Raw genomic sequence first — 20,227 nt, 5'->3', positions numbered from 1 at the left:
CCGAACCCCATCCTGACGGGTCGCAGGCTGGAACAACAGACCGATCGACGAGGACGGACCGACATGACCAGCATCCAGGACGCACCCCCGCTCACCGACGACCGCCCGCGCGGCGACCGGCCCGGCACCGAGACCGACACCGGCACCACCGCTCCCGACGCCCGCCCGCTCCCGCCCGGCGCGGCCGCCCCCGCGCACTCCCGCGACCCCCGCGTCGCGGAGTGGGTCGCGGACGTCGCCCGGCTCACGCTCCCCGACCGGGTCGTCTGGTGCACGGGCAGCGTCGCCGAGTACGACCGCCTCACGCGCGAGATGGTCGACGCCGGCACGCTCATCCGGCTGAACCCCGAGTGGCGTCCGCACAGCTTCCTCGCGCGCAGCGACCCGGCCGACGTGGCCCGGGTCGAGGACCGCACCTTCATCTGCTCGGCGGATCCCGCCGACGCCGGCCCCACGAACAACTGGCGCGACCCCGCCGAGACGCGCGCCGAGCTCCGGGACCTGTTCGCCGGATCCATGCGCGGCCGCACCCTCTACGTCGTCCCGTTCTCCATGGGCCCGCTCGGCGGCGCGATCTCGCAGCTCGGCGTGCAGATCACCGACAGCCCCTACGTCGTCGCGAGCATGGCGCTCATGACGCGCATGGGCGACGACGCGCTCCGCCTCATCGGCCCCGACACGACGTGGGTCCGCGCGCTGCACGGCCTCGGCGCGCCGCTCGTGGACGACCGGGGCCGCCGCACCGCCGACGTGCCGTGGCCGCACAACGGCGACAAGCGCATCTGCCACTTCCCCGAGGATCGCGAGATCATCTCGTTCGGCTCGGGCTACGGCGGCAACGCGCTCCTCGGGAAGAAGTGCTTCTCCCTCCGCATCGCCTCCGTGATGGCGCGCGACGAGGGCTGGCTCGCCGAGCACATGCTCCTCATCCGGATCACGAGCCCGGAGGGCCGCCGCTTCCACGTCGCGGCCGCGTTCCCGTCGGCGTGCGGCAAGACCAACCTCGCGATGCTCACGCCGACGATCCCCGGCTGGACGGTCGAGACGCTGGGCGACGACATCGCCTGGCTCCGCCCCGACGTGCAGGGCCGCCTCCGCGCCGTGAACCCCGAGCGCGGCCTCTTCGGCGTCGCCCCCGGCACGGGCGAGGCCACGAACCCCGTCGCCATGTCGACGATCTGGGGCAACGCGATCTACACGAACGTCGCCCTCCGCCCCGACGGCGACGTGTGGTGGGAGGGCATGACGCCGACGCCGCCCGCGGGCCTCGTCGACTGGCAGGGGCAGCCGTGGTCGCCCGGATCCGGCACCCCCGCCGCGCACCCGAACGCGCGCTTCACCGTGGGGCTGGAGCAGTGCCCGTCGCTCGCCGACGACTGGGACCACCCCGACGGGGTCGTGGTCGACGCGATCCTGTTCGGCGGGCGCCGCGCCACGAACGTCCCGCTCGTCGCGGAGGCGGACGACTGGGAGCACGGCGTCTTCATCGGCGCGACGATGGCGTCGGAGCGGACGGCCGCCGCCGAGGGCCGGGTCGGCGAGCTCCGCCACGACCCGTTCGCGATGCAGCCGTTCTGCGGCTACGACATGGCCGACCACTGGCGGCACTGGCTGGAGGTCGGGCGCGGCCTCGGCGCCGGGGCCCCGCGCGTCTTCCAGGTCAACTGGTTCCGCAAGGGCGAGGACGGCTCCTTCCTCTGGCCGGGCTTCGGCGAGAACGCGCGCGTGCTCGAGTGGATCGTGCGGCGCGTGGATGGCCGCGTACCCGTCGTGCCGACCCCGGTGGGCGGCCTGCCCCTGCCGGAGGACATCGATGTCGAGGGGCTCGACCTCGCCGACGGGGCGCTCGACGAGCTGCTGGCGCTGGATCCCGCCCTCTGGCTCGAGGAGCTGGACGCCGTGGACGCGCACTTCGCGCGCTTCGGCGGACGCGTCCCCGTGGAGCTCACGGCCCGCCTCGACCGGATGCGCCGGGCCTTCCGCGAGATCGCGACGCCCGCGCCCGCCTAGCCGGGGAGGCCGGATGCGGGGGTCGTCGCCGCCCCCGCATCCGGCCTCCGCGCCCCCATCCGGTAGCGTGGATCCCGCACAGAAGGCACCTCACCATCGACACGGTGCCGTCCACACTGAGGGAACCGGAGCACGCATGGTAGACGAACGACGTCCGGACACCGCCCAGGAGACGACCGGACAGGTCGCCCGGATCCCCGACAAGCCCGCCCTCGAGGGGCTCGAGGCGAAGTGGGGCAGGCGCTGGCAGGCCGACGGCACGTACGACTTCCGCCGCGACGAGGCCGCCTCCGGCACCGTCTTCTCCATCGACACCCCGCCGCCCACGGCGAGCGGATCCCTGCACATCGGCCACGTCTTCAGCTACACGCACACCGACGTCGTCGCCCGCTACCGCCGCATGCGCGGCGAGAGCGTCTTCTACCCGCTCGGCTGGGACGACAACGGCCTCCCCACCGAGCGCCGCGTCCAGAACTTCTACGGCGTCCGCTGCGACCCGACGCTCCCCTACGACCCCGCGTACCAGCCCGCGGAGACGGGCGGCACGTCGAAGCCCGGCGACCAGCAGCCCATCTCCCGCCGCAACTTCATCGAGCTGTGCGAGCGCCTCACCGAGGAGGACGAGAAGCAGTTCGAGGACCTCTTCCGCACGCTCGGCCTGAGCGTCGACTGGCGCCAGAGCTACCGCACCATCGGCGCCGAGGCGCAGGTCGCCTCGCAGCGCGCGTTCCTCCGCAACCTCGCCCGCGGCGAGGCGTACCAGGCCGACGCCCCCACCCTGTGGGACGTCACCTTCCGCACCGCCGTCGCGCAGGCCGAGCTCGAGGACCGCGAGCAGCCGAGCGCCTACCACCGCCTCGCGTTCCACCGCCCCGACGGCGACGACGTGATCATCGACACCACGCGCCCCGAGCTCCTCGCGGCGTGCGTCGCCCTCGTCGCGCACCCGGACGACGAGCGCTACCAGGGCCTGTTCGGCACCACGGTCACGACGCCCGTCTTCGGCGTCGAGGTCCCCGTGCTCGCGCACCACCTCGCGCAGCCCGACAAGGGATCCGGCATCGCCATGGTCTGCACCTTCGGCGACCTCAACGACGTCGTCTGGTGGCGCGAGCTGCAGCTCGAGAACCGTGCGATCGTCGGCTTCGACGGCCGCATCGTCTCCGAGGCGCCCGCCGCGATCACGTCGGAGGCCGGTCGCGAGGCCTACGCCGCCCTCGCCGGCAAGACCGTGTTCTCCGCGAAGGCGGCGATGGTCGAGCTGCTCACGGAGTCCCGCGAGCTCATCGGCGAGCCGCGCAAGATCACCCACCCCGTGAAGTTCTACGAGAAGGGCGACAAGCCGCTCGAGATCGTCTCCACCCGCCAGTGGTACATCCGCAACGGCGGCCGGGACGAAGAGCTCCGCGCGGGCCTCATCGGCCGCGGCCGCGAGATCGGCTTCGTGCCCGACTTCATGCGCGTCCGCTACGAGAACTGGGTCGGCGGACTCAACGGCGACTGGCTCGTCTCCCGCCAGCGCTTCTTCGGCGTCCCGTTGCCCGTCTGGTACCCGCTCGACGCCGACGGCAACCCGGAGTTCGAGAAGGCCATCACGCCCACCGAGGACCAGCTGCCCGTCGACCCGTCGTCGGACCCCGCCCCCGGCTACACGGAGGACCAGCGCGGCGTGCCCGGCGGCTTCCAGGGCGAGCTCGACGTCATGGACACCTGGGCCACCTCCTCGCTCACCCCACAGCTCGCGGGCGGCTGGGAGCGCGACCCGGAGCTGTTCGGCCTCGTCTTCCCGTTCTCGATGCGCCCGCAGGGCCAGGACATCATCCGCACGTGGCTCTTCTCCACGGTCCTCCGCGCCGAGCTGGAGCACGGGACGGCGCCGTGGAAGACGGCCGCGATCTCCGGCTGGATCCTCGACCCCGACCGCAAGAAGATGTCGAAGTCCAAGGGCAACGTCGTGACCCCGGCGGCCACGCTCGAGCAGTTCGGCTCCGACGCGGTGCGCTACTGGGCCGCCTCGGCCCGCCTCGGCGTCGACGCCGCGATGGACCCGCAGAACCCGACGCAGATCAAGATCGGCCGCCGGCTCGCGATCAAGGTGCTCAACGCCGCGAAGTTCATCCTCTCCTTCGAGGCCCCGGAGGGCGCCCGTGCGACGCACGCCATCGACGTGGGCATGCTCGCCGCCCTCGCCGAGGTCGTGGAGACCGCGACGACCGCGCTCGAGGAATACGACCACGCCCGCGCGCTCGAGGTCACGGAGAGCTTCTTCTGGACCTTCTGCGACGACTACCTCGAGCTCGTCAAGGACCGCGCCTACTCGGCCGACGCCGATCCGGCCGACCGGGGATCCGCGGTCGCGGCGCTCCGCGAGGCCCTCGACGTCCTGCTGCGCCTGTTCGCGCCCTTCGTGCCGTTCGCGGCGGAGGAGGCGTGGAGCTGGTCGCACGACGGCTCGATCCACACCTCCGTGTGGCCGACCGCCCCGACCCCCGACGCCCCCGCCACCGGCGGCGCGCCCGACCCGCGGCTGCTGGCCCTCGCCGGCCGCGCGCTCGTGGGGATCCGCCGCGCCAAGACCGACGCCAAGGCCTCGCAGAAGACGCCCGTCGCCGAGGCGGTCGTCGCCGCCTCGCCCGAGGACATCCGCTCGCTCGAGCTCGTGGCGCGGGACCTCCGCGCCGTGGGCCGCATCACCGACCTGACCTTCACCGAGGGGGACGGCCCCGCCGTCACCCGCATCACACTCGCGACCGCCGAGCAGCACGAGGAGACCGACGCATGACCATCTCGATCCGCCCCGTCCGCGACGGCGACTTCTTCCCCTGGTTCGACCTGTTCGCGGGCTACGCCGACTTCTACGGCACCGAGCTGACGGACGAGGCCGCCGTGCTCGCGTGGAGCCACCTCGTCGACGACGCGCACGCCAGCTCCGCGGTCGTCGCCGTCGACGACGCGCACGAGGGCGCCCTCGTCGGCCTCGCGCACTTCCACCGCTTCTCGCGCCTCGCCCGCGGCACCGACGGCCTCCTCGTCGACGACCTGTACGTGCGCGAGATCTCGCGCCGACAGGGCGTGGGCGAGCAGCTCATCGCCGCGGTCGCCGAGGTCGCGCGCCGCGACGGCGCGAGCATGCTCCGCTGGATCACCGCCGAGGACAACGCCGACGCGCAGCGCCTCTACGACCGGGTCGCCCGCCGCACCACGTGGGTCACCTACGAGCAGGACGTCTGATGCAGCTCGGCACCCGCTGGCCCGTCGGCGGCACCGCGCCGGCGGAACTCCCCGAGGTCGTCCTCCTCGCCGTGAAGACCGTCGAGTCCGACATCGTCGCCCTCGAGACCGACACCTCGCAGTGGCGCTGGACGCTGACGTGGCTCGAGCGGAAGCCCGTCGTCGAGCTCGACGACGGCACAGTCATCCGCTACGACCCGATCGAGGACGCGGCGACCATCACGATCCCCGGCGAGTCGACGGACGACCCCTTCGACGACTGACCGTCCACCGCGTCAGCGCCGGGCGAGGATCTCGCCGTGCGGCATCGCGAGGAAGCCGTCGTCGTCCGCGGCCCACTCCTGCCAGCCGGCGCGGATGGCCCGGAGGTCGTCGTCCGTCGCGAACCCGCCCTCGCGGGCCTGCCCGGCGAACGCCGACGCGACCGCGCGGTCGGCCCACGCGCCGCCCCACCAGGCCCGCTCGTCGTCCGAGGAGAAGCACCACACGGACGCGCTCGACGTGATCTCGGTGAAGCCCGCCTCGCGCGCCCAGGCCTTCAGCCGGGATCCCGCGTCGGGCTCGCCGCCGTTCGCCCGGTGGACGGGCAGGTACACGTCCGCCCAGAGCCGCAGCCCGTCCGACTCGGGGAACAGCGCCACCTTCGAGTAGATGACGTCGCGCGCCGCCACGAGCCCGCCCGGGCGCGTGACGCGACGCATCTCCGCCAGCGCGCGGACGGGATCGCCCACGTGCTGCAGCACCTGGTGCGCGTGGACGACGTCGAACGACGCGTCGGCGTAGGGCAGCTCGTACACGGACCCCGTGACGAACTCGACGTTCGCCGTGCCGCGCGACCCCGCCAGCTCGGCGGCCTGCCGCACGACGTCCTCCGACATGTCGAGGCCGACCACGCGCCCCGGCGCGACGAGGTCGGCGATCTCCACCGTGATGGTCCCGGGTCCGCTGCCCACGTCCAGCACGTCCAGGCCCGGCCGCAGGTGCGGCTCGAGGTAGGCCGCGGAGTTCCGCACGGTCCGCGCGCTGTGCACGCGGAGGACGCTCTCGTGGTGGCCGTGGGTGTATCGCTCGATCTTCACCCCCCGAGCCTAGGTCGCCGCCCGGCCTAGGCTCGGAACATGACGACGCCCGAGAACCCCTTCCTCGAACCGAGCTCCCTCCCCCACGGCATGCCGCCCTTCGCCGACATCCGCGAGGAGCACTTCCGCCCCGCGTTCGAGGCGGGCATCGCCGAGCACCTCGCGGAGGTCCGCGCCATCGCGGCGTCCACCGAGCCGCCGACCTTCGAGAACACGCTCGTCGCGCTCGAGCGATCCGGCCGGATCCTCGACCGCGTCAGCCACGTCTTCTTCACCCTCACCTCGTCCGACAGCTCCCCCTTCACGCGCGAGCTCGAGGCGGAGATCGCCCCCGAGCTCGCCGCGCACGAGGACGCGATCCGCCTCGACTCCGCGCTCTACGCCCGGATCCGCGCCGTCCACGACGCGCGCCACGACTCCGGCCCCGACGCCGAGTCCGTCTACCTCGTCGAGCGCTACCTGGCCGAGTTCACGATCGCGGGCGCGGGCCTCGACGACGACGCGAAGGAGCGTCTCCGCGACCTCAACAGCCGCCTCTCGGTGCTCACCACGCGCTTCGAGTCGAACCTGCTCGAGGACACCAACGAACTGGCCGTCGTCGTCGACGACGAGGCCGAGCTCGACGGCCTGGGCGCGGGCGCCATCGCGGCGGCCGCGCAGGCCGCCGCCGACCGCGGGCTGGAGGGGAAGCACCTCATCACGCTGGTGCTGCCGACCGGCCACCCGTACCTGTCGCAGCTCACGGACCGGGGCCTGCGCCAGCGGATCATGGAGGCGTCGCTCGCCCGCGGCGCTCGGGAGAACGAGCACGACAACCGCCCACTGGTGCTCGAGATCACCCGCATCCGCGCCGAGCGCGCGGCCCTCCTCGGCTTCCCGAGCCACGCCGCCGCGGTCACCGCCGACCAGACGGCTCGCACGCCCGAGGCCGTCGCCGACATGCTCGGACGCCTCGCCCCGGCCGCGGCCCGCAACGCCCGGGCCGAGGCCGTCGAGCTGCAGCGCGTGATCGACCGCACGCAGGAGGAGCGCGGCGAGCCGACGTTCGAGCTCGCCGCCTGGGACTGGGCGTTCTACAGCGAGAAGGTGCGCACGGAGCGCTACGACGTCGACACCGAGCGCATGCGCCCCTACCTCGAGGCGGAGCGGGTCCTCCACGACGGCGTGTTCCGTGCTGCGACCGCCCTCTACGGCGTCACGTTCGCCGAGCGCGACGACATCGTCGCGTACCACCCGGACACGCGCGTCTTCGAGGTGCGCGACGAGGACGGATCCCCCGTCGGCCTCTACGTGCTCGACCTCCACACGCGCGACTCGAAGCGCGGCGGCGCGTGGATGAACCCGCTCATCTCGCAGAGCGCCCTCCTCGACACGCCCACGGTCGTGCTCAACAACCTCAACGTCCCGAAGCCGCCCGCCGGCCAGCCCACGCTCCTTAGCTACGACGAGACGAACACGCTCTTCCACGAGTTCGGGCACGCGCTGCACGGCCTCTTCGCCCGCGTCACCTACCCGCGCTTCGCCGGCACGAACGTGTTCCGCGACTTCGTCGAGTTCCCCAGCCAGGTGAACGAGATGTGGATGCTGTGGCCGGAGATCCTCGCCTCCTACGCCGTGCACCACGAGACGGGCGAGCCCATGCCCGACGACCTCGTCGCCGCCGTGCAGGCCTCCTCCGCGTTCAACGAGGGCTTCCTCACGAGCGAGTACCTGGGTGCCGCGCTCCTCGACCAGGCGTGGCACCGGATCGGCGTCGCCGACGTCGTGGAGGACGTCGACGCGTTCCAGGCCGAGGCCCTCGCCGCCGTGGGGCTCGACGTGCCGGCCGTCCTCCCCCGCTACGCGTCGAGCTACTTCCAGCACACCTTCGCGGGCGGCTACGACGCCGGCTACTACTCCTACATCTGGAGCGAGGTGCTCGACGCGGACACCGTCGAGTGGTTCCACGAGAACGGCGGACTGACGCGCGCCAACGGCGACCGATTCCGCGCGCGTCTCCTCGGCGTCGGCGGTTCGAAGGACCCGCTGGAGGCGTACCGCGACTTCCGCGGCCGCGACGCGGTGATCGAGCCGCTGCTCGCGCGCCGGGGCCTCGCCGACTGATCCTGGCCCCTGCACGCCGAGAGCGCCGCGCCCCTCACGGGTGCGGCGCTCTCGGCGTCTCCGGGCGTGGGGCTCGATCAGGCGGACTTCTCCGCACGGAGCATCGAGGCGCGCGGCACGATGGTGGGCGCGGCGTTCTGCACGACCGACTCGCGGGTGATGACCACGCGACCCACCTCGTCGTCCGAGGGGATGTCGAACATGATCGGCCCGAGCACCTCCTCGAGGATGGCGCGCAGGCCCCGGGCGCCCGTCTGGCGGAGGACGGCCAGGTCGGCGATGGACTCCAGGGCGCCCTGCTCGAACTCCAGCTCCACGCCGTCGAGCTCGAACATGCGCTGGTACTGGCGGACGAGCGCGTTGCGCGGCTTGGTGAGGATCTCCATGAGCGCGCGCTGGTCGAGCTGCGTGACCGTGGTGACGACGGGGAGGCGCCCGATGAACTCGGGGATGAGCCCGAACTTGTGCAGGTCCTCCGGCAGCACCTCGCCGAACACGTCGGCGTTGACGTCCTTGCGGTGCAGCGGGGCGCCGAAGCCGATGCCCTTCTTGCCCGCGCGCTGGCTGATGATGTCCTCGAGCCCGGCGAAGGCGCCTGCGACGATGAACAGCACGTTGGTCGTGTCGACCTGGATGAACTCCTGGTGCGGGTGCTTGCGGCCCCCCTGCGGCGGCACGGAGGCGACCGTGCCCTCGAGGATCTTCAGCAGCGCCTGCTGCACGCCCTCGCCCGACACGTCCCGCGTGATGCTCGGGTTCTCCGCCTTGCGGGCGATCTTGTCGACCTCGTCGATGTAGATGATCCCGGTCTCGGCGCGCTTCACGTCGTAGTCGGCGGCCTGGATGAGCTTGAGGAGGATGTTCTCCACGTCCTCGCCCACGTAGCCGGCCTCGGTGAGGGCCGTCGCGTCCGCGACCGCGAACGGCACGTTCAACCGCTTCGCCAGCGTCTGCGCCAGGTAGGTCTTGCCGCAGCCGGTGGGCCCGATGAGGAGGATGTTGCTCTTGGCGATCTCGATCTCGTCGCCCACCGTCTCCGCCGGCCCGATGGTGCTGACGGCACGGACGCGCTTGTAGTGGTTGTAGACCGCGACGGACAGCGCGCGCTTGGCGGCCTCCTGCCCGATGACGTACTCGTCGAGGAAGCCGAAGATCTCCTTCGGCTTCGGGAGGTCGAACTCGCCCGTGGTCTCCTCGCTGGCCTCGGCCAGGCGCTCCTCGATGATCTCGTTGCAGAGCTCCACGCACTCGTCGCAGATGTAGACGCCCGGTCCCGCGATCAGCTGCTGGACCTGCTTCTGGCTCTTCCCGCAGAAGGAGCACTTGAGCAGATCCGCGCTCTCGCCGATGCGTGCCATGAATTCCTCCCCGGAAACCGTGCGATGTGGAATGAGCCTAACCCGAGCGCCCGACATCTTCCGGACCCCTGGGGGCGCGGCCCGTCGGAGGACCCGATGTGCGACGATGCGCCGTCACACTGCGCAACACGAGGGAACGCTCCCGGCTGCGTCGCCCACCATGTCCGCATGACAGACGACACCCCTCCCGCATCCCCCGACGCGCTGTCCTTCGCCTACTGGGTCCCCAACGTCTCGGGCGGCCTCGTGACGAGCGACATCGAGCAGCGCACCTACTTCGACTTCGACTTCAACGTCCGCGTGGCGCAGCTCGCCGAGCGGAACGGCTTCGACTACGCGCTGAGCCAGGTCAGGTACGCCGCGTCCTATGGCGCCGACCAGCAGCACGAGTCGACGTCGTTCTCGCTCGGCCTCCTGCTCGCGACCGAGCGGCTCAAGGTGATCGCGGCCGTGCACCCGGGTCTCTGGCACCCGGGCGTGCTGGCCAAGTGGATCATCACGGCCGACCACATGTCGCACGGCCGCGCCGCCGTGAACGTCGTGTCCGGGTGGCTGAAGGACGAGTTCGTCGGGTTCGGCGAACCGTGGCTCGAGCACGGGGAGCGCTACCGCCGCACCGAGGAGTTCATCCGCGTGCTCCGCGGCCTCTGGACCGAGGAGGAGTTCACGCACCTCGGCGACTTCTACCGGATCCACGACTTCACTCTCAAGCCGCCGCCCGTGGACGTGCCCGGCCGCGCGCACCCGGAGATCTTCATGGGCGGCAACAGCACGGACGCCCGCGAGATGGGCGGCCGCGTCACGGACTGGTACTTCTCCAACGGCAAGGACTTCGCGGGCTTCGAGGAGCAGCGCGCCGACGTGCTCGCCTCCGCGCGCGCCGCCGGCCGCACCGAGCGGGTCAGGTTCGGCCTCAACGGCTTCGTCATCGCGCGCGACACCGAGCAGGAGGCGCAGGACGTGCTCGAGGAGATCGTCGCGAAGGCGAACCCCGACGCCGTCGAGGGCTTCCGGCAGGCCGTGAAGCAGGCCGGCGCGTCCACCGGCGACGGCAAGGGCATGTGGTCCGACTCGACCTTCCGCGATCTCGTCCAGTACAACGACGGCTTCCGCACGGGCCTCATCGGTACGCCGGAGCAGATCGCGCGCCGCATGGTCGAGTACCGCAAGCGCGGGGTCGACCTGCTGCTGCTCGGATTCCTGCACTACCTCGAGGACATCGAGCAGTTCGGCACGCAGGTGCTGCCGATCGTGCGGGAGCTCGAGCGGGAGGCGATCGAGCGGGGCGAGCTGGAGGAGCCCGCCGCCTGATCCACCGGGCACGCGGAAGGGGCGGTCGGCATCGGCCGACCGCCCCTTCGTCCGTGCGGGCCTAGCGGGCGGGGATCGCCGCCGTCAGGTTCTTGCGCGAGGTGAGCACCTGGTCGATGAGGCCGTACTCCAGCGCCTCGTCCGCGCCGAGGATCTTGTCGCGCTCGATGTCGCGGTTGATCTGGTCGCGGTCGCGCTTGGTGTGCTCCGCGAGCGTGTCCTCGAGCCAGGAGCGCATGCGCATGATCTCCGCGGCCTGGATCTCGATGTCGGAGGCCTGGCCGCCGCTGGACTCGCCCGTGGCGGGCTGGTGGATGAGCACGCGCGCGTTGGGGAGCGCGAGGCGCTTCCCGGGTGCGCCGCCCGCGAGCAGCACGGCGGCGGCGGAGGCCGCCTGGCCGAGGCACACCGTCTGGATCTGCGGCGAGACGTACTGCATCGTGTCGTAGATGGCGGTCATGGCCGTGAACGAGCCGCCGGGCGAGTTGATGTACATGACGATGTCGCGGTCGGGGTCCATCGACTCGAGCACGAGCAGCTGAGCCATGACGTCGTCCGCGGACGCGTCGTCGACCTGCACGCCGAGGAAGATGATGCGGTCCTCGAAGAGCTTCGCGTACGGGTCCTGGCGCTTGTAGCCGTAGGCCGTGCGCTCCTCGAAGCTGGGGAGGATGTACCGCGACGACGGGCTCGTGGCGGTGGAGCCGGCGCCGCGGGCGCCGCCGAAGGTGGGGAATTCCATGTTCTCTTCTCTTACCTGTCTCGAATGTCGCGGGTCTAGGAGGTCTCGGTGCCGCCGCCGCCGACGACGTCGGTCGCCGACTCGCGGATGTGGTCGACGAAGCCGTACTCGAGGGCCTCCTGGGCGGTGAACCAGCGGTCGCGGTCGCCGTCCTCGTTGATCTGCTCGACGGTCTTGCCGGTCTGGCCCGCGGTGATCTCGGCGAGCCGGTGCTTCATCGCGAGGATGAGCTGCGCCTGCGTCTGGATGTCGCTCGAGGTGCCGCCGAAGCCACCGCTCGGCTGGTGCAGGAGCACGCGGGCGTTGGGCGTGATGTACCGCTTGCCCTTGGTGCCGCTCGTGAGGAGCAGCTGGCCCATGGAGGCGGCCATCCCGATCCCGACGGTGACGATGTCGTTGGGGACGAACTGCATGGTGTCGTAGATGGCCATTCCCGCCGTGACGGAACCGCCGGGCGAGTTGATGTAGAGGAAGATGTCCTTCTCGGTGTCCTCCGCCGCCAGCAGCAGGATCTTCGCGCAGATCTCGTTCGCGTTGTCGTCGCGGACCTCGGATCCGAGCCAGATGATGCGGTCCTTCAGCAGTCGGTCAAAAACACCGGGTACCAGTGTCGGTTCGGCCATTGTTCGAGCTCCCATTCATTCGTCGCTTCGAGTCATGAATCTATCGGAGCGGATCCGCCCCGATGCCCGTGTTCGCCGCGGGCGGAGAGCGCAGCCGCCGCGGGCGGAGAGCGCAGCCGCCGCGGGCGGAGAGCGCAGCCGCCCCACGCACGAGGGCCCGGGGAGCTGATGCTCCCCGGGCCCTCGTGTCGCTGCCGGTCGAGGCGGGCGGCGGTGGCTGCTACTCGGAGTCGGCGGCCTTCTCGGCGGCCTTCTTCTTCGCGGGCGCCTTCTTCTTCGGCTTCTCGGCGGGCGCCTCCTCGGAGGCGGCCTCCTCCGCGGGGGCGTCGGCCGTCACGGCCTCGGCGTCCGCGTCGGCGGGCTCCTCGGACACCGCGTCCGCGTCGCGCACGACGGGCTGCGTGAACTCGGTCACGTCGACGACCTTGCCGTCGGCGTCCACGACACGGGCCTTGTCGAGCACGACCGCGAGGGCCTTGTTGCGCGCGACCTCGCCGACCATGGCGGGGATCTGGTTGTTCTGCTGGAGCACCTGGACGAACTCGTTCGGCTCCATGTTGTACTGCTGCGCGCCCTGGATGAGGTACTGGGTCAGCTCGTCCTGGCTGACCTTCAGCTCCTCCTTCTCGGCGATGGCGTCGAGGAGCAGCTGCTGGCGGAAGGCCTTCTCGCTGGACACCTTGACCTCGGCGCGGTGCACGTCGTCCTCGAGGCGGTTCTCGTTCTCGAGGTGGCGGTGCACCTCGTCCTCGACGAGCTTCTCCGGGACGGGGATCTCGACGGTCTCGAGGAGCTTGTCGACGATCTGGTCGCGAGCCTGGGTGACCTGGCCGAAGACCTTGGACTTGCCGACCTGGACCTTGAGGTCCGCGCGCAGCTCGTCGATGGTGTCGAACTCGCTGGCGATCTGCGCGAAGTCGTCGTCGGCCTCGGGCAGCTCGCGCTCCTTGACGGACTGGACGGTGACGGCGATCTCCGCGGTCTCGCCCTCGTTGTCGCCGCCGAGCAGCTTCGACTCGAAGGTGGTGCTCTCGCCAGCCGTGAGGGACTCGAGGGCCTCGTCGATGCCGTCGATGAGTTCGCCCGAGCCGAGCTCGTAGGAGATGCCGCTCGCGGTGTCGACGGCGTTGCCGGCGATGGTGGCGGTGAGGTCGATCTGGACGAAGTCGCCAGTCTTCGCGGGGCGGTCGACCGTGATCAGCGTGCCGAAGCGGCTGCGCAGGATGTCGAGCTCGGTGCCGACCTCGTCGTCGGTGACCTCGACGGAGTCCACGGTGAGCTCGAGGCCCTCGTACGCGGGCAGGTCGAACTCGGGGCGGACGTCGACCTCGATCTCCAGGAGGAGGTCGCCGGTGAGGTCCTTGCCGGGCCACTCCTTGACGTCGGCCTCGGGGCGCCCGAGGGGACGGATGTCCGTCTCCTTGACCGCGGCCTGGTAGAAGCCGTCCATGCCGTCGTTGACGGCGTGCTCCAGCACGGCCTCGCGGCCGACGCGCTGGTCGATGATGGGCGGCGGCACCTTGCCCTTGCGGAAGCCGGGGATGGCGACCTGCTCGGCGATGTGGCCGTATGCGTGGTCGATGTGCGGCTTCAGGTCTTCGGGGGTCGCAGAGATCGCGAGCTTGACGCGCGTGGGGCTCAGCTTTTCGACCGTGGTCTTCACGTGTGGAGTTCTCCTGTAATCGCGGTACGCGCCTCGGCTGAGACGGCATTTCGTCGTCGGGGATGTGGTCGGGGCGACAGGACTCGAACCTGCGGTCTTCCGCTCCCAAAGCGGACGCGCTAGCCACTACGCTACGCCCCGGCTGCCACGCATTCCCTCGGTCGAGGCGGGCGCCGTGCCCCTCTTCGTGCAGGCGCGCGGAAGCCGATCCGACCGTGCCACAGCCTATCCGACTCGTGCCCGGCCCTGGTCACCGGCGACGGGAGGCTGCGCTACGCTGGATCCCGCGCATCCGGCGCACGGCCCCTCGGGGGCGGTGGCTCCGGCGTCGCGGGGATGTAGCTCAATGGTAGAGCCTCAGTCTTCCAAACTGATCACGCGGGTTCGATTCCCGTCATCCCCTCCATCGCGGTCACTCCGCCCTCCCCGTCTCCTCCTCCACAGCCCCGTCGTCACGTGGTCCCTCCCCCGTTCGGGGCGACCCGTCGTGCGCCGCCCGTCGGACCGTCAGGTTCCTGGTCCGTGGATAGCCTGGGAGCTTCCGCAACGGGCGAGCTCGGGGGGGGCTGCATGGTCGAGGACGACGCACGGGCATCGGGGATCGGGGCGCAGCCGTGGGCCGCACGACCCCTCGACCTCTTGCGCACGGAGCTCTGCCCGGCCTGCTTCGCGCCGCTGGGCGCCTTCGTCTGCGCTCGGTGCGGGCTCGACGTCCGCGCGCCCGAGGCCGCCGCCCTCCTCGGCGCCTCGCGCCGCGTGGTCGACGCGATCACCGAGCGGGAGCGGCTGCTCGAGGCGATGCGGCGCTGGAGCGATGCGGCGGCGCGCGCCCGTGCGGCCGCGGTCGTCGCACCCGCCGCCCCCGACTCATCATCCGTGCCCGTGCCCGTGCTGCGGGACGCACTGGCCACGGCGACGACCATCGCCCCCGATGCGGCGACGGACGCGGTCGCACCACCGCCCTCGCCCTCTCCGGACGCACCCCGACCGCAGCAGGCGCCCACCCGAATGCCGCATCCCGTCCCTCCCGCACCCGCGGCGCCCCGTCGCCGCATCAGCGTCCCGGCCGTGCTGCTCGCCATCGGCGTCGTGCTGCTCTCGGTCGCGGCCGTCTTCTACGTCGTCTACGCCTTCGTCACCTACGGGCTGGTCGTCCGGGCCGCGATCACGGCGGCCGTCACCCTGGCCACCCTCGGCGCGGCGGCGGTCCTCGCCCGGCGTCGACTGCCCGGCACCGCCGAGGCCGTGGGCGTCGTGGGCGTCGTGCTGCTGCACCTCGACGTCTGGGCCGTGCGGTCCTACGACCTGGCGGGAGCGGCGTCGAACGACCCGTTCGTCCACTTCGGCGTCGGGACGCTCGTCATCTACGCGGCGATCCTCGTGCTCCGGCCGCTGCTGCGGATCCGCACCGCCGGCATCGCCGGATGGGCGGGACTCTCCGTCGGGGCCGGCCTCCTGGTCGGTGCCGTGCCCTCGTCGGACGCCGGCACCCGCACCGCGCTCGCCCTGGCTGCCGCCTCGGCCGTGGCCCTCGTCCATGCGGCACCCCGTTCCCGCGCGGCGAACCTGCCCGACCCGCTCGAGCGGCGGATCCTCCGGGTCGTGGGCGTCGGCGGCGCCGCCGCCGCTCTGCTCGCGGGCGCCGCCGCCGCGATCGACCCCGACGCGGTACCGGCGCTCCCCCTCCTCGTCGCGGCCGTCGCCAGCGGCGCGCACGCCTGGGCGCTCGCGCGTGCCGTGTCCCCCGACGACCGCGTCGACGAGCTCCGCCGCGATGACGTGGATCGCGACATCGCCGCACCAGCGGCCCCCGCCGACGCTCCCGTGCCGTCGACCGATGACGGCGCTGTACCGGACGCGGCGCCGGTCGCGGCCGGTCATCCGACGGATGCGCTGCGCATCCTGGCCGCCGTCGTCGCGGGCGTGGGAGCCGCCGCCGCCCTGCCCGTGACGGTGCTCACGGGCGGGCCCGCGATGCTCACGTTCTGCGCGCAGCTCGTGGCGGCGGCGCTCGCGGCTGCCGTGCTCGATGTGGCCGCGCGCCGGCTGCCCGACGCCGCCGTGGCCGGCACGGCACGCGTCGCCGCCCTCGCCGCGCTGGTCGTGGCGGCGGTCGCCGGGCTCCCCGCCGCGATCGCCGGGCTCGGCGGGATCACGGCTGCCCTGGTCGTCGGGCTGCCCGCCTGGGCACACGATCCGCTCGACGATACGGTGGGGGTCCTCGCCCGGACGAGCGACGTCGCCGGCCTGTCCGGGGACGTCCGCGCAGGGGCGCTCGGACTCGTCGCCGTCTGGGTCCTCGCCGCGGTCGCCGCCGTCGTGGGCCGACGCTCCCGGGAGCGCAGGAGCCTCCTCGCATGGACCGGTGCCGCGGCGCTGATCGCCGCGATCCCGGCGCTCGGTCCCGTGGCCGTCGTCGTCGCCGCGTACCTCGTCGCCTCGGCCGGAGCTCTCGCGTGGCGCCTGTCCTCCCGCCGGGCGGCCGGCCCCGCCGCGATCCCTCCTGCCCCGCTCACCGCGCTGTCCCTCGTGGCGGGCGCCCTCGCCGGGGCCGCCTCCTGGGCGAGCACGAGCACCTGGTGGGCCGCCGCGCCGATCCTCGTGCTGCTCCTCGTCGTCGGGTCCCAGACCGCGCGCACGGAGCACACCGCGCGCCTCGCCACCGCGGGAGCCGCGCTCGCGGGCCTCGTCTCCGCGGGCGCCCTGGCCCCTTCTCTCACCACCGCGCGCGTCATCGGGGACGCGCCCGCGTCGAGCGCGCTCGACGCGGCGGCGGACCCCGTGGTGCTCGTCCTGCTGGCATCCGGTCTGACCGTCCTCGTCGCCGGCGCGCTGCCCGGACGTCCGGGCCTGCGGAGGCGCGCGCTCCTCGCGACGGTCCTGCTCCCCGCGTGCCTCACGGCCCTCCTCGTGGCGATCGTCGGAGCGGACCGCGTCGGGGGTGCGCTCACCGGATCCCCTGCCTGTTCCATCGCGGCGCAGGTGACCCTGGTCGCCGGTCTCGTGGCGTGGACCGTCGGCGGCGCGGGTCGCGTCGCGCTGCCCGAGCGCGCGCTCCGCCCCGAGCCGGAGGCCGAGGTCCCCCGCGCGCCGGGGACGACCGCGCTGCGCCGCTGGCGGCTCACGACCGCCGCCCTCGTCGCCCCGACGCTGCTCCTCGCCGTCCTGACCGCCGGCGCCCTGGTCGACCGCGGTGCCACGCCCCACGGCGTGGTCCCCGCCGCTGTCACCCTCGTCGTGGCGACAGCCGCCCTGCTCGCCCGTCGGCACGCGTCGCGCGCGCTGCGCGTCGCCCTCGACGTGGGCACGACCGCGGTGGCGATCGGCTCGCTGGTGGTCGCCGTCTCCGTCGATCCCACCCTCGATGCACGCGGACGCCTGTGGGTCCCGCTGCTCCTGCTCGCGGCGGCGGCGCTCGCCATGTCCATCGCCCACGACGGGCTGCTCCTGTCCCGCAGCGCCCGCCGCGCCTGGGGCTGGACGGCCCTCGGCGCGGGGATCGCGGCGCTGTGGTCGCGACTGCTCGCCGGCGGGACCACCTCGTCGGAGGCGTACTGGCTGCCCGTGGCGGGCGCGCTGCTCCTCCTCGCCGCGCTGATGCACCACGCCGCGGTGCGCGCCGACGGAGGAGGGATGGCGTCGTCGGTCGAGCCCCGGGTGCGCCGCGGCGTCACGACGCTCACCCTCGCGGGCATCCTCACGGCCGTCCTCCCCCTCGCTGCCGTCGGTCGTCCCGACGACGTGCTCCGGCCCTACCTCCTGACGGGGATCTGCGCGGCCCTCGCCCTGGGCGGCGCTGCCGCCCTGCGCCACGCGGCATCCCCCGTCCGCCCGCTGCTGCGCGCCGTCGTCATCGGCGCAGGCATCGGGCTCCTGGTCGTCGGCGGCACGCGCGCACTGCGCCTCTCCGCCGGCGATGCCGGCCGCGAGCCGGCCGTCGACCTCCAGCTGACGATCACCGCGGCGCTGCTCGTCGGGGTCGGCGTGCTCGTCCTGCGCGGTGCCCGGAACCCGGCGGACGCTCGGCTGGCCGGATCCGCGTGGGCGGGTACGACTGCGCTCGTCGCCGTCGTCCTGTGCGCGTCGGTCGGCACCGGCGAAGGCGTCGTCCGTCCGCTCGTCGCGAGCGTCGCCCTCGTGGCGGGAGCCGGTGCGCTCCTCGTGCTCCGCTCGGTACACCGGCACGTCCTCGCCGTCTCCGCCGCGGCGGCGCTGCTCGGCGCCGTGGTGGTGGCGTTCCTCGCCTGGCGCGGCGGGTACGCGTCCGTCGACGCCGCCGCCGTGGCCGTCCCGGCGATCGTCGCCGTGCTCGTCGCGGCCGTGGGTTCCGCCGACCGGCTCCGGAACCCGGTCGCCGTGCCCGTCGGCCCCTCCACGCCCGACGCCGGGCTCCTCCGGCATTCCGCCGACCTGGCGACGGGCGTCCTCGTGGCCGGGACCGTCGCGGTCGGCGCGTCCACCGACGCCGCCGGCCTCCCCGTGGCCCTGCTCCTCTCCGCGGTCGCCGTGCTCATCGCCTCGACGCCGCCGGGGTCGCGCGCGCGGCGCCACGTGGGCTGGATCGCGCTCGTGCTCGGCTCCGCCGCCCTGTGGGTGCCGCTCGGCCGCGGCCGTGTCGACGCCGTGGAGCCCTACGTCCTCCCCACGGCCGGCGTGATGCTCGCGGTGGCCGCGCTCCTCCACCGCGGGTCCTCCGGCCGCCCACGGGATGTGTCGCCGGCCCCGGGACGCGCGTCCGGCGCGGCGCCCGTCCTCTTCGGCGCCCTCCTCCTGGCCGCGCTGCCGACGGCCGTCGCGTCCTGGACGGGGACGCCCGTCCGGGCGCTCGTCCTGGGGATCACGGCCGCCGCCGTCCTGCTGCTCTGCGCGTCCGCGCTCCGTGGCACCGGCCCGGCGTCACCGACGCGACCCCTCGTGGGGGCAGCCGCGGCGGCGTCCGCGCTCACGGTCCCGCTCGTCGGCTTCGGGAGGGCCGTCGCCCAGCTGGTCGGCGACCAGGCGGCCTCCTTCTCGCGCACGGACCTCTGGACGCTCGCGGCCGCCGTGGTCCTCGTGCTCGCCGTGGGCCTCCTGCCCGCGCTCCCGGAGGAGCTCCCCGGCACCCGCACGGACGCGCGACGGGGGACGATCCCCCCGGCTGAGCCGGTCGCGGACCGAGCGCCGGCCGCGAGCGCGCACCCCGGCGGCGGCGCCCCCGCGGATGCCCTGCTCCGAGCGGCGACCCGAGCCACCGTGCTGGTCGCGCTGGTCGGGGCGGGAGGTGCGGGCACCGCCGGGATCCTCCGCGCCCACGCCGAGGGGATGCACGACGCCGGACCCCGAGCCGCCCTCCTCGTGGGCCTGGTCGCCGCTCTTCACGTCGTCTGCTCGTCGACGCGCGTGACGGCGTCCACGGAGACGGAGACGGCGGAGAGCCGACTCCCCGCCGCTCCCCCGTCGCAGGACCGCGTCCTCGCGATCGCGGCGCTCGTCGTCGGCGGGCTGGTCGCCGCGGTCCTGGTCGCGACCGGTGCGGCGGATCCGGCGGAGACCGTCACGGTGCCCGTCGCCGCGGCGCTCCTCGTGGTCGGCGCCCGGCGCCTCCTCCGCGACGCGTCCGCCGGCAGCATGCGCCATCTGGCTCCCGGGCTCCTCGTCCTGCTCGTCCCGCCGTTGCTCGCGGATCTCGGCCCCAGCCCGGCGTGGCGCATCGTCGGCCTCGGAGTCCTCGCGCTGGCGACGCTGCTGGTCGGGACGCGCCTCAAGCTCCGGGCCCCGTTCCTCATCGGCGCGGTCGTCCTGGTCGTGCACGCGGTCGCCCAGCTCTGGCCCTGGATCCGCGAGGCCTCGTCGACCGTCCCCTGGTGGGCGTGGGCGGGCATCGGGGGCGTCGTCCTCATCGCCGTCGCGGCCCGCTACGAGCGGCGCATCCGGGACGTGAAGGAGGTGGCCGCCCGCGTGTCTGCGCTCCGGTGAGGGGGACGGGCGCTGGGCCGGTCGCCGATCGCCGATCCCGGCCGCGACCCGGTAAGCCATGCCTCAGCTTGCTTGCGAGCGGCGGAGGGATGCGTCAGATTGGCCGCATCGTCCGCAGCCCGCAGACCCGTCCCGCCGCTCGAGGAGAGAAC

Annotated in this window: 12 protein-coding genes and 2 tRNA genes; 8 read left to right on the top strand and 6 right to left on the bottom strand. The window is 73.2% G+C overall.

The genetic code is table 11. The features are described from left to right. The first annotated feature begins 63 nt into the window (after positions 1 to 63). From CMN_RS07125 to CMN_RS07110, 4 genes are all read left to right on the top strand, one after another. Entirely contained in the window at positions 64 to 2,010 is a 1,947-nt protein-coding gene (locus CMN_RS07125) for a phosphoenolpyruvate carboxykinase (GTP) (RefSeq protein WP_015490160.1), read from the top strand. A 136-nt stretch (positions 2,011 to 2,146) separates the two neighbouring features. Beyond that, positions 2,147 to 4,792 (top strand): valine--tRNA ligase, encoded by a 2,646-nt coding sequence (gene valS / locus CMN_RS07120; RefSeq protein WP_015490159.1) that lies wholly within the window; start codon positions 2,147 to 2,149, stop codon positions 4,790 to 4,792. After that, positions 4,789 to 5,241 (top strand): GNAT family N-acetyltransferase, encoded by a 453-nt coding sequence (locus tag CMN_RS07115; RefSeq protein WP_015490158.1) that lies wholly within the window; start codon positions 4,789 to 4,791, stop codon positions 5,239 to 5,241. Before valS ends, CMN_RS07115 begins: the two co-directional genes overlap by 4 nt. Next, on the top strand, positions 5,241 to 5,504 hold the full coding sequence (locus CMN_RS07110) for a hypothetical protein (RefSeq protein ID WP_015490157.1): 264 nt from the start codon (positions 5,241 to 5,243) through the stop codon (positions 5,502 to 5,504). Before CMN_RS07115 ends, CMN_RS07110 begins: the two co-directional genes overlap by 1 nt. Positions 5,505 to 5,516: 12 nt before the next feature. Here CMN_RS07110 and CMN_RS07105 read toward each other — a convergent pair whose 3' ends face one another. After that, positions 5,517 to 6,320 (bottom strand): methyltransferase domain-containing protein, encoded by an 804-nt coding sequence (locus tag CMN_RS07105; protein WP_015490156.1) that lies wholly within the window; start codon positions 6,318 to 6,320, stop codon positions 5,517 to 5,519. A gap of 39 nt (positions 6,321 to 6,359) precedes the next feature. Between CMN_RS07105 and CMN_RS07100 the strand changes: the two genes are divergently transcribed. Then, positions 6,360 to 8,423 carry a M3 family metallopeptidase gene (locus CMN_RS07100; RefSeq protein ID WP_015490155.1) on the top strand — a complete coding sequence of 688 codons (2,064 nt, stop codon included), beginning with the start codon at positions 6,360 to 6,362 and terminating at the stop codon, positions 8,421 to 8,423. Positions 8,424 to 8,500: 77 nt separating this feature from the next. Here CMN_RS07100 and clpX read toward each other — a convergent pair whose 3' ends face one another. Then, positions 8,501 to 9,781 carry an ATP-dependent Clp protease ATP-binding subunit ClpX gene (gene clpX, locus CMN_RS07095; protein ID WP_015490154.1) on the bottom strand — a complete coding sequence of 427 codons (1,281 nt, stop codon included), beginning with the start codon at positions 9,779 to 9,781 and terminating at the stop codon, positions 8,501 to 8,503. A gap of 168 nt (positions 9,782 to 9,949) precedes the next feature. On the opposite strand from clpX, the gene sfnG reads away from it, so the two are divergent. Continuing rightward, positions 9,950 to 11,092, top strand: a complete 1,143-nt coding sequence (gene sfnG / locus CMN_RS07090) for a dimethylsulfone monooxygenase SfnG (RefSeq protein WP_015490153.1) — start codon at positions 9,950 to 9,952, stop codon at positions 11,090 to 11,092. Between the two features lie 61 nt (positions 11,093 to 11,153). On the opposite strand, the gene CMN_RS07085 is transcribed toward sfnG, so the two are convergent. The 4 genes from CMN_RS07085 to CMN_RS07070 form a co-directional block, all read right to left on the bottom strand. Further along, positions 11,154 to 11,834, bottom strand: coding sequence for an ATP-dependent Clp protease proteolytic subunit (locus tag CMN_RS07085; protein ID WP_015490152.1), 681 nt, complete (start codon positions 11,832 to 11,834; stop codon positions 11,154 to 11,156). 35 nt (positions 11,835 to 11,869) lie between these two features. After that, positions 11,870 to 12,457 carry an ATP-dependent Clp protease proteolytic subunit gene (locus CMN_RS07080; protein WP_015490151.1) on the bottom strand — a complete coding sequence of 196 codons (588 nt, stop codon included), beginning with the start codon at positions 12,455 to 12,457 and terminating at the stop codon, positions 11,870 to 11,872. A gap of 220 nt (positions 12,458 to 12,677) precedes the next feature. Then, a complete protein-coding gene (gene tig / locus CMN_RS07075; RefSeq protein ID WP_015490150.1) occupies positions 12,678 to 14,120 on the bottom strand; it encodes a trigger factor in 1,443 nt (480 codons plus the stop codon). Positions 14,121 to 14,185: 65 nt separating this feature from the next. Next, positions 14,186 to 14,261 (bottom strand) — tRNA-Pro (locus CMN_RS07070). Positions 14,262 to 14,452: 191 nt separating this feature from the next. On the opposite strand from CMN_RS07070, the gene CMN_RS07065 reads away from it, so the two are divergent. Both CMN_RS07065 and CMN_RS07060 read left to right on the top strand, forming a co-directional pair. Continuing rightward, positions 14,453 to 14,526: transfer RNA gene (locus tag CMN_RS07065), tRNA-Gly, on the top strand. Between the two features lie 164 nt (positions 14,527 to 14,690). After that, complete coding sequence (locus CMN_RS07060; protein ID WP_015490149.1) at positions 14,691 to 20,075, top strand: SCO7613 C-terminal domain-containing membrane protein; 5,385 nt, start codon at positions 14,691 to 14,693, stop codon at positions 20,073 to 20,075. Positions 20,076 to 20,227 lie beyond the last annotated feature (152 nt).

The sequence above is a fragment of the Clavibacter nebraskensis NCPPB 2581 genome (assembly GCF_000355695.1).
Classification (GTDB): Bacteria; Actinomycetota; Actinomycetes; order Actinomycetales; family Microbacteriaceae; genus Clavibacter; species Clavibacter nebraskensis.
The sequence above is the reverse complement of the archived record's forward strand: the minus strand, read 5'-3'. Positions and strand labels throughout refer to the sequence as shown.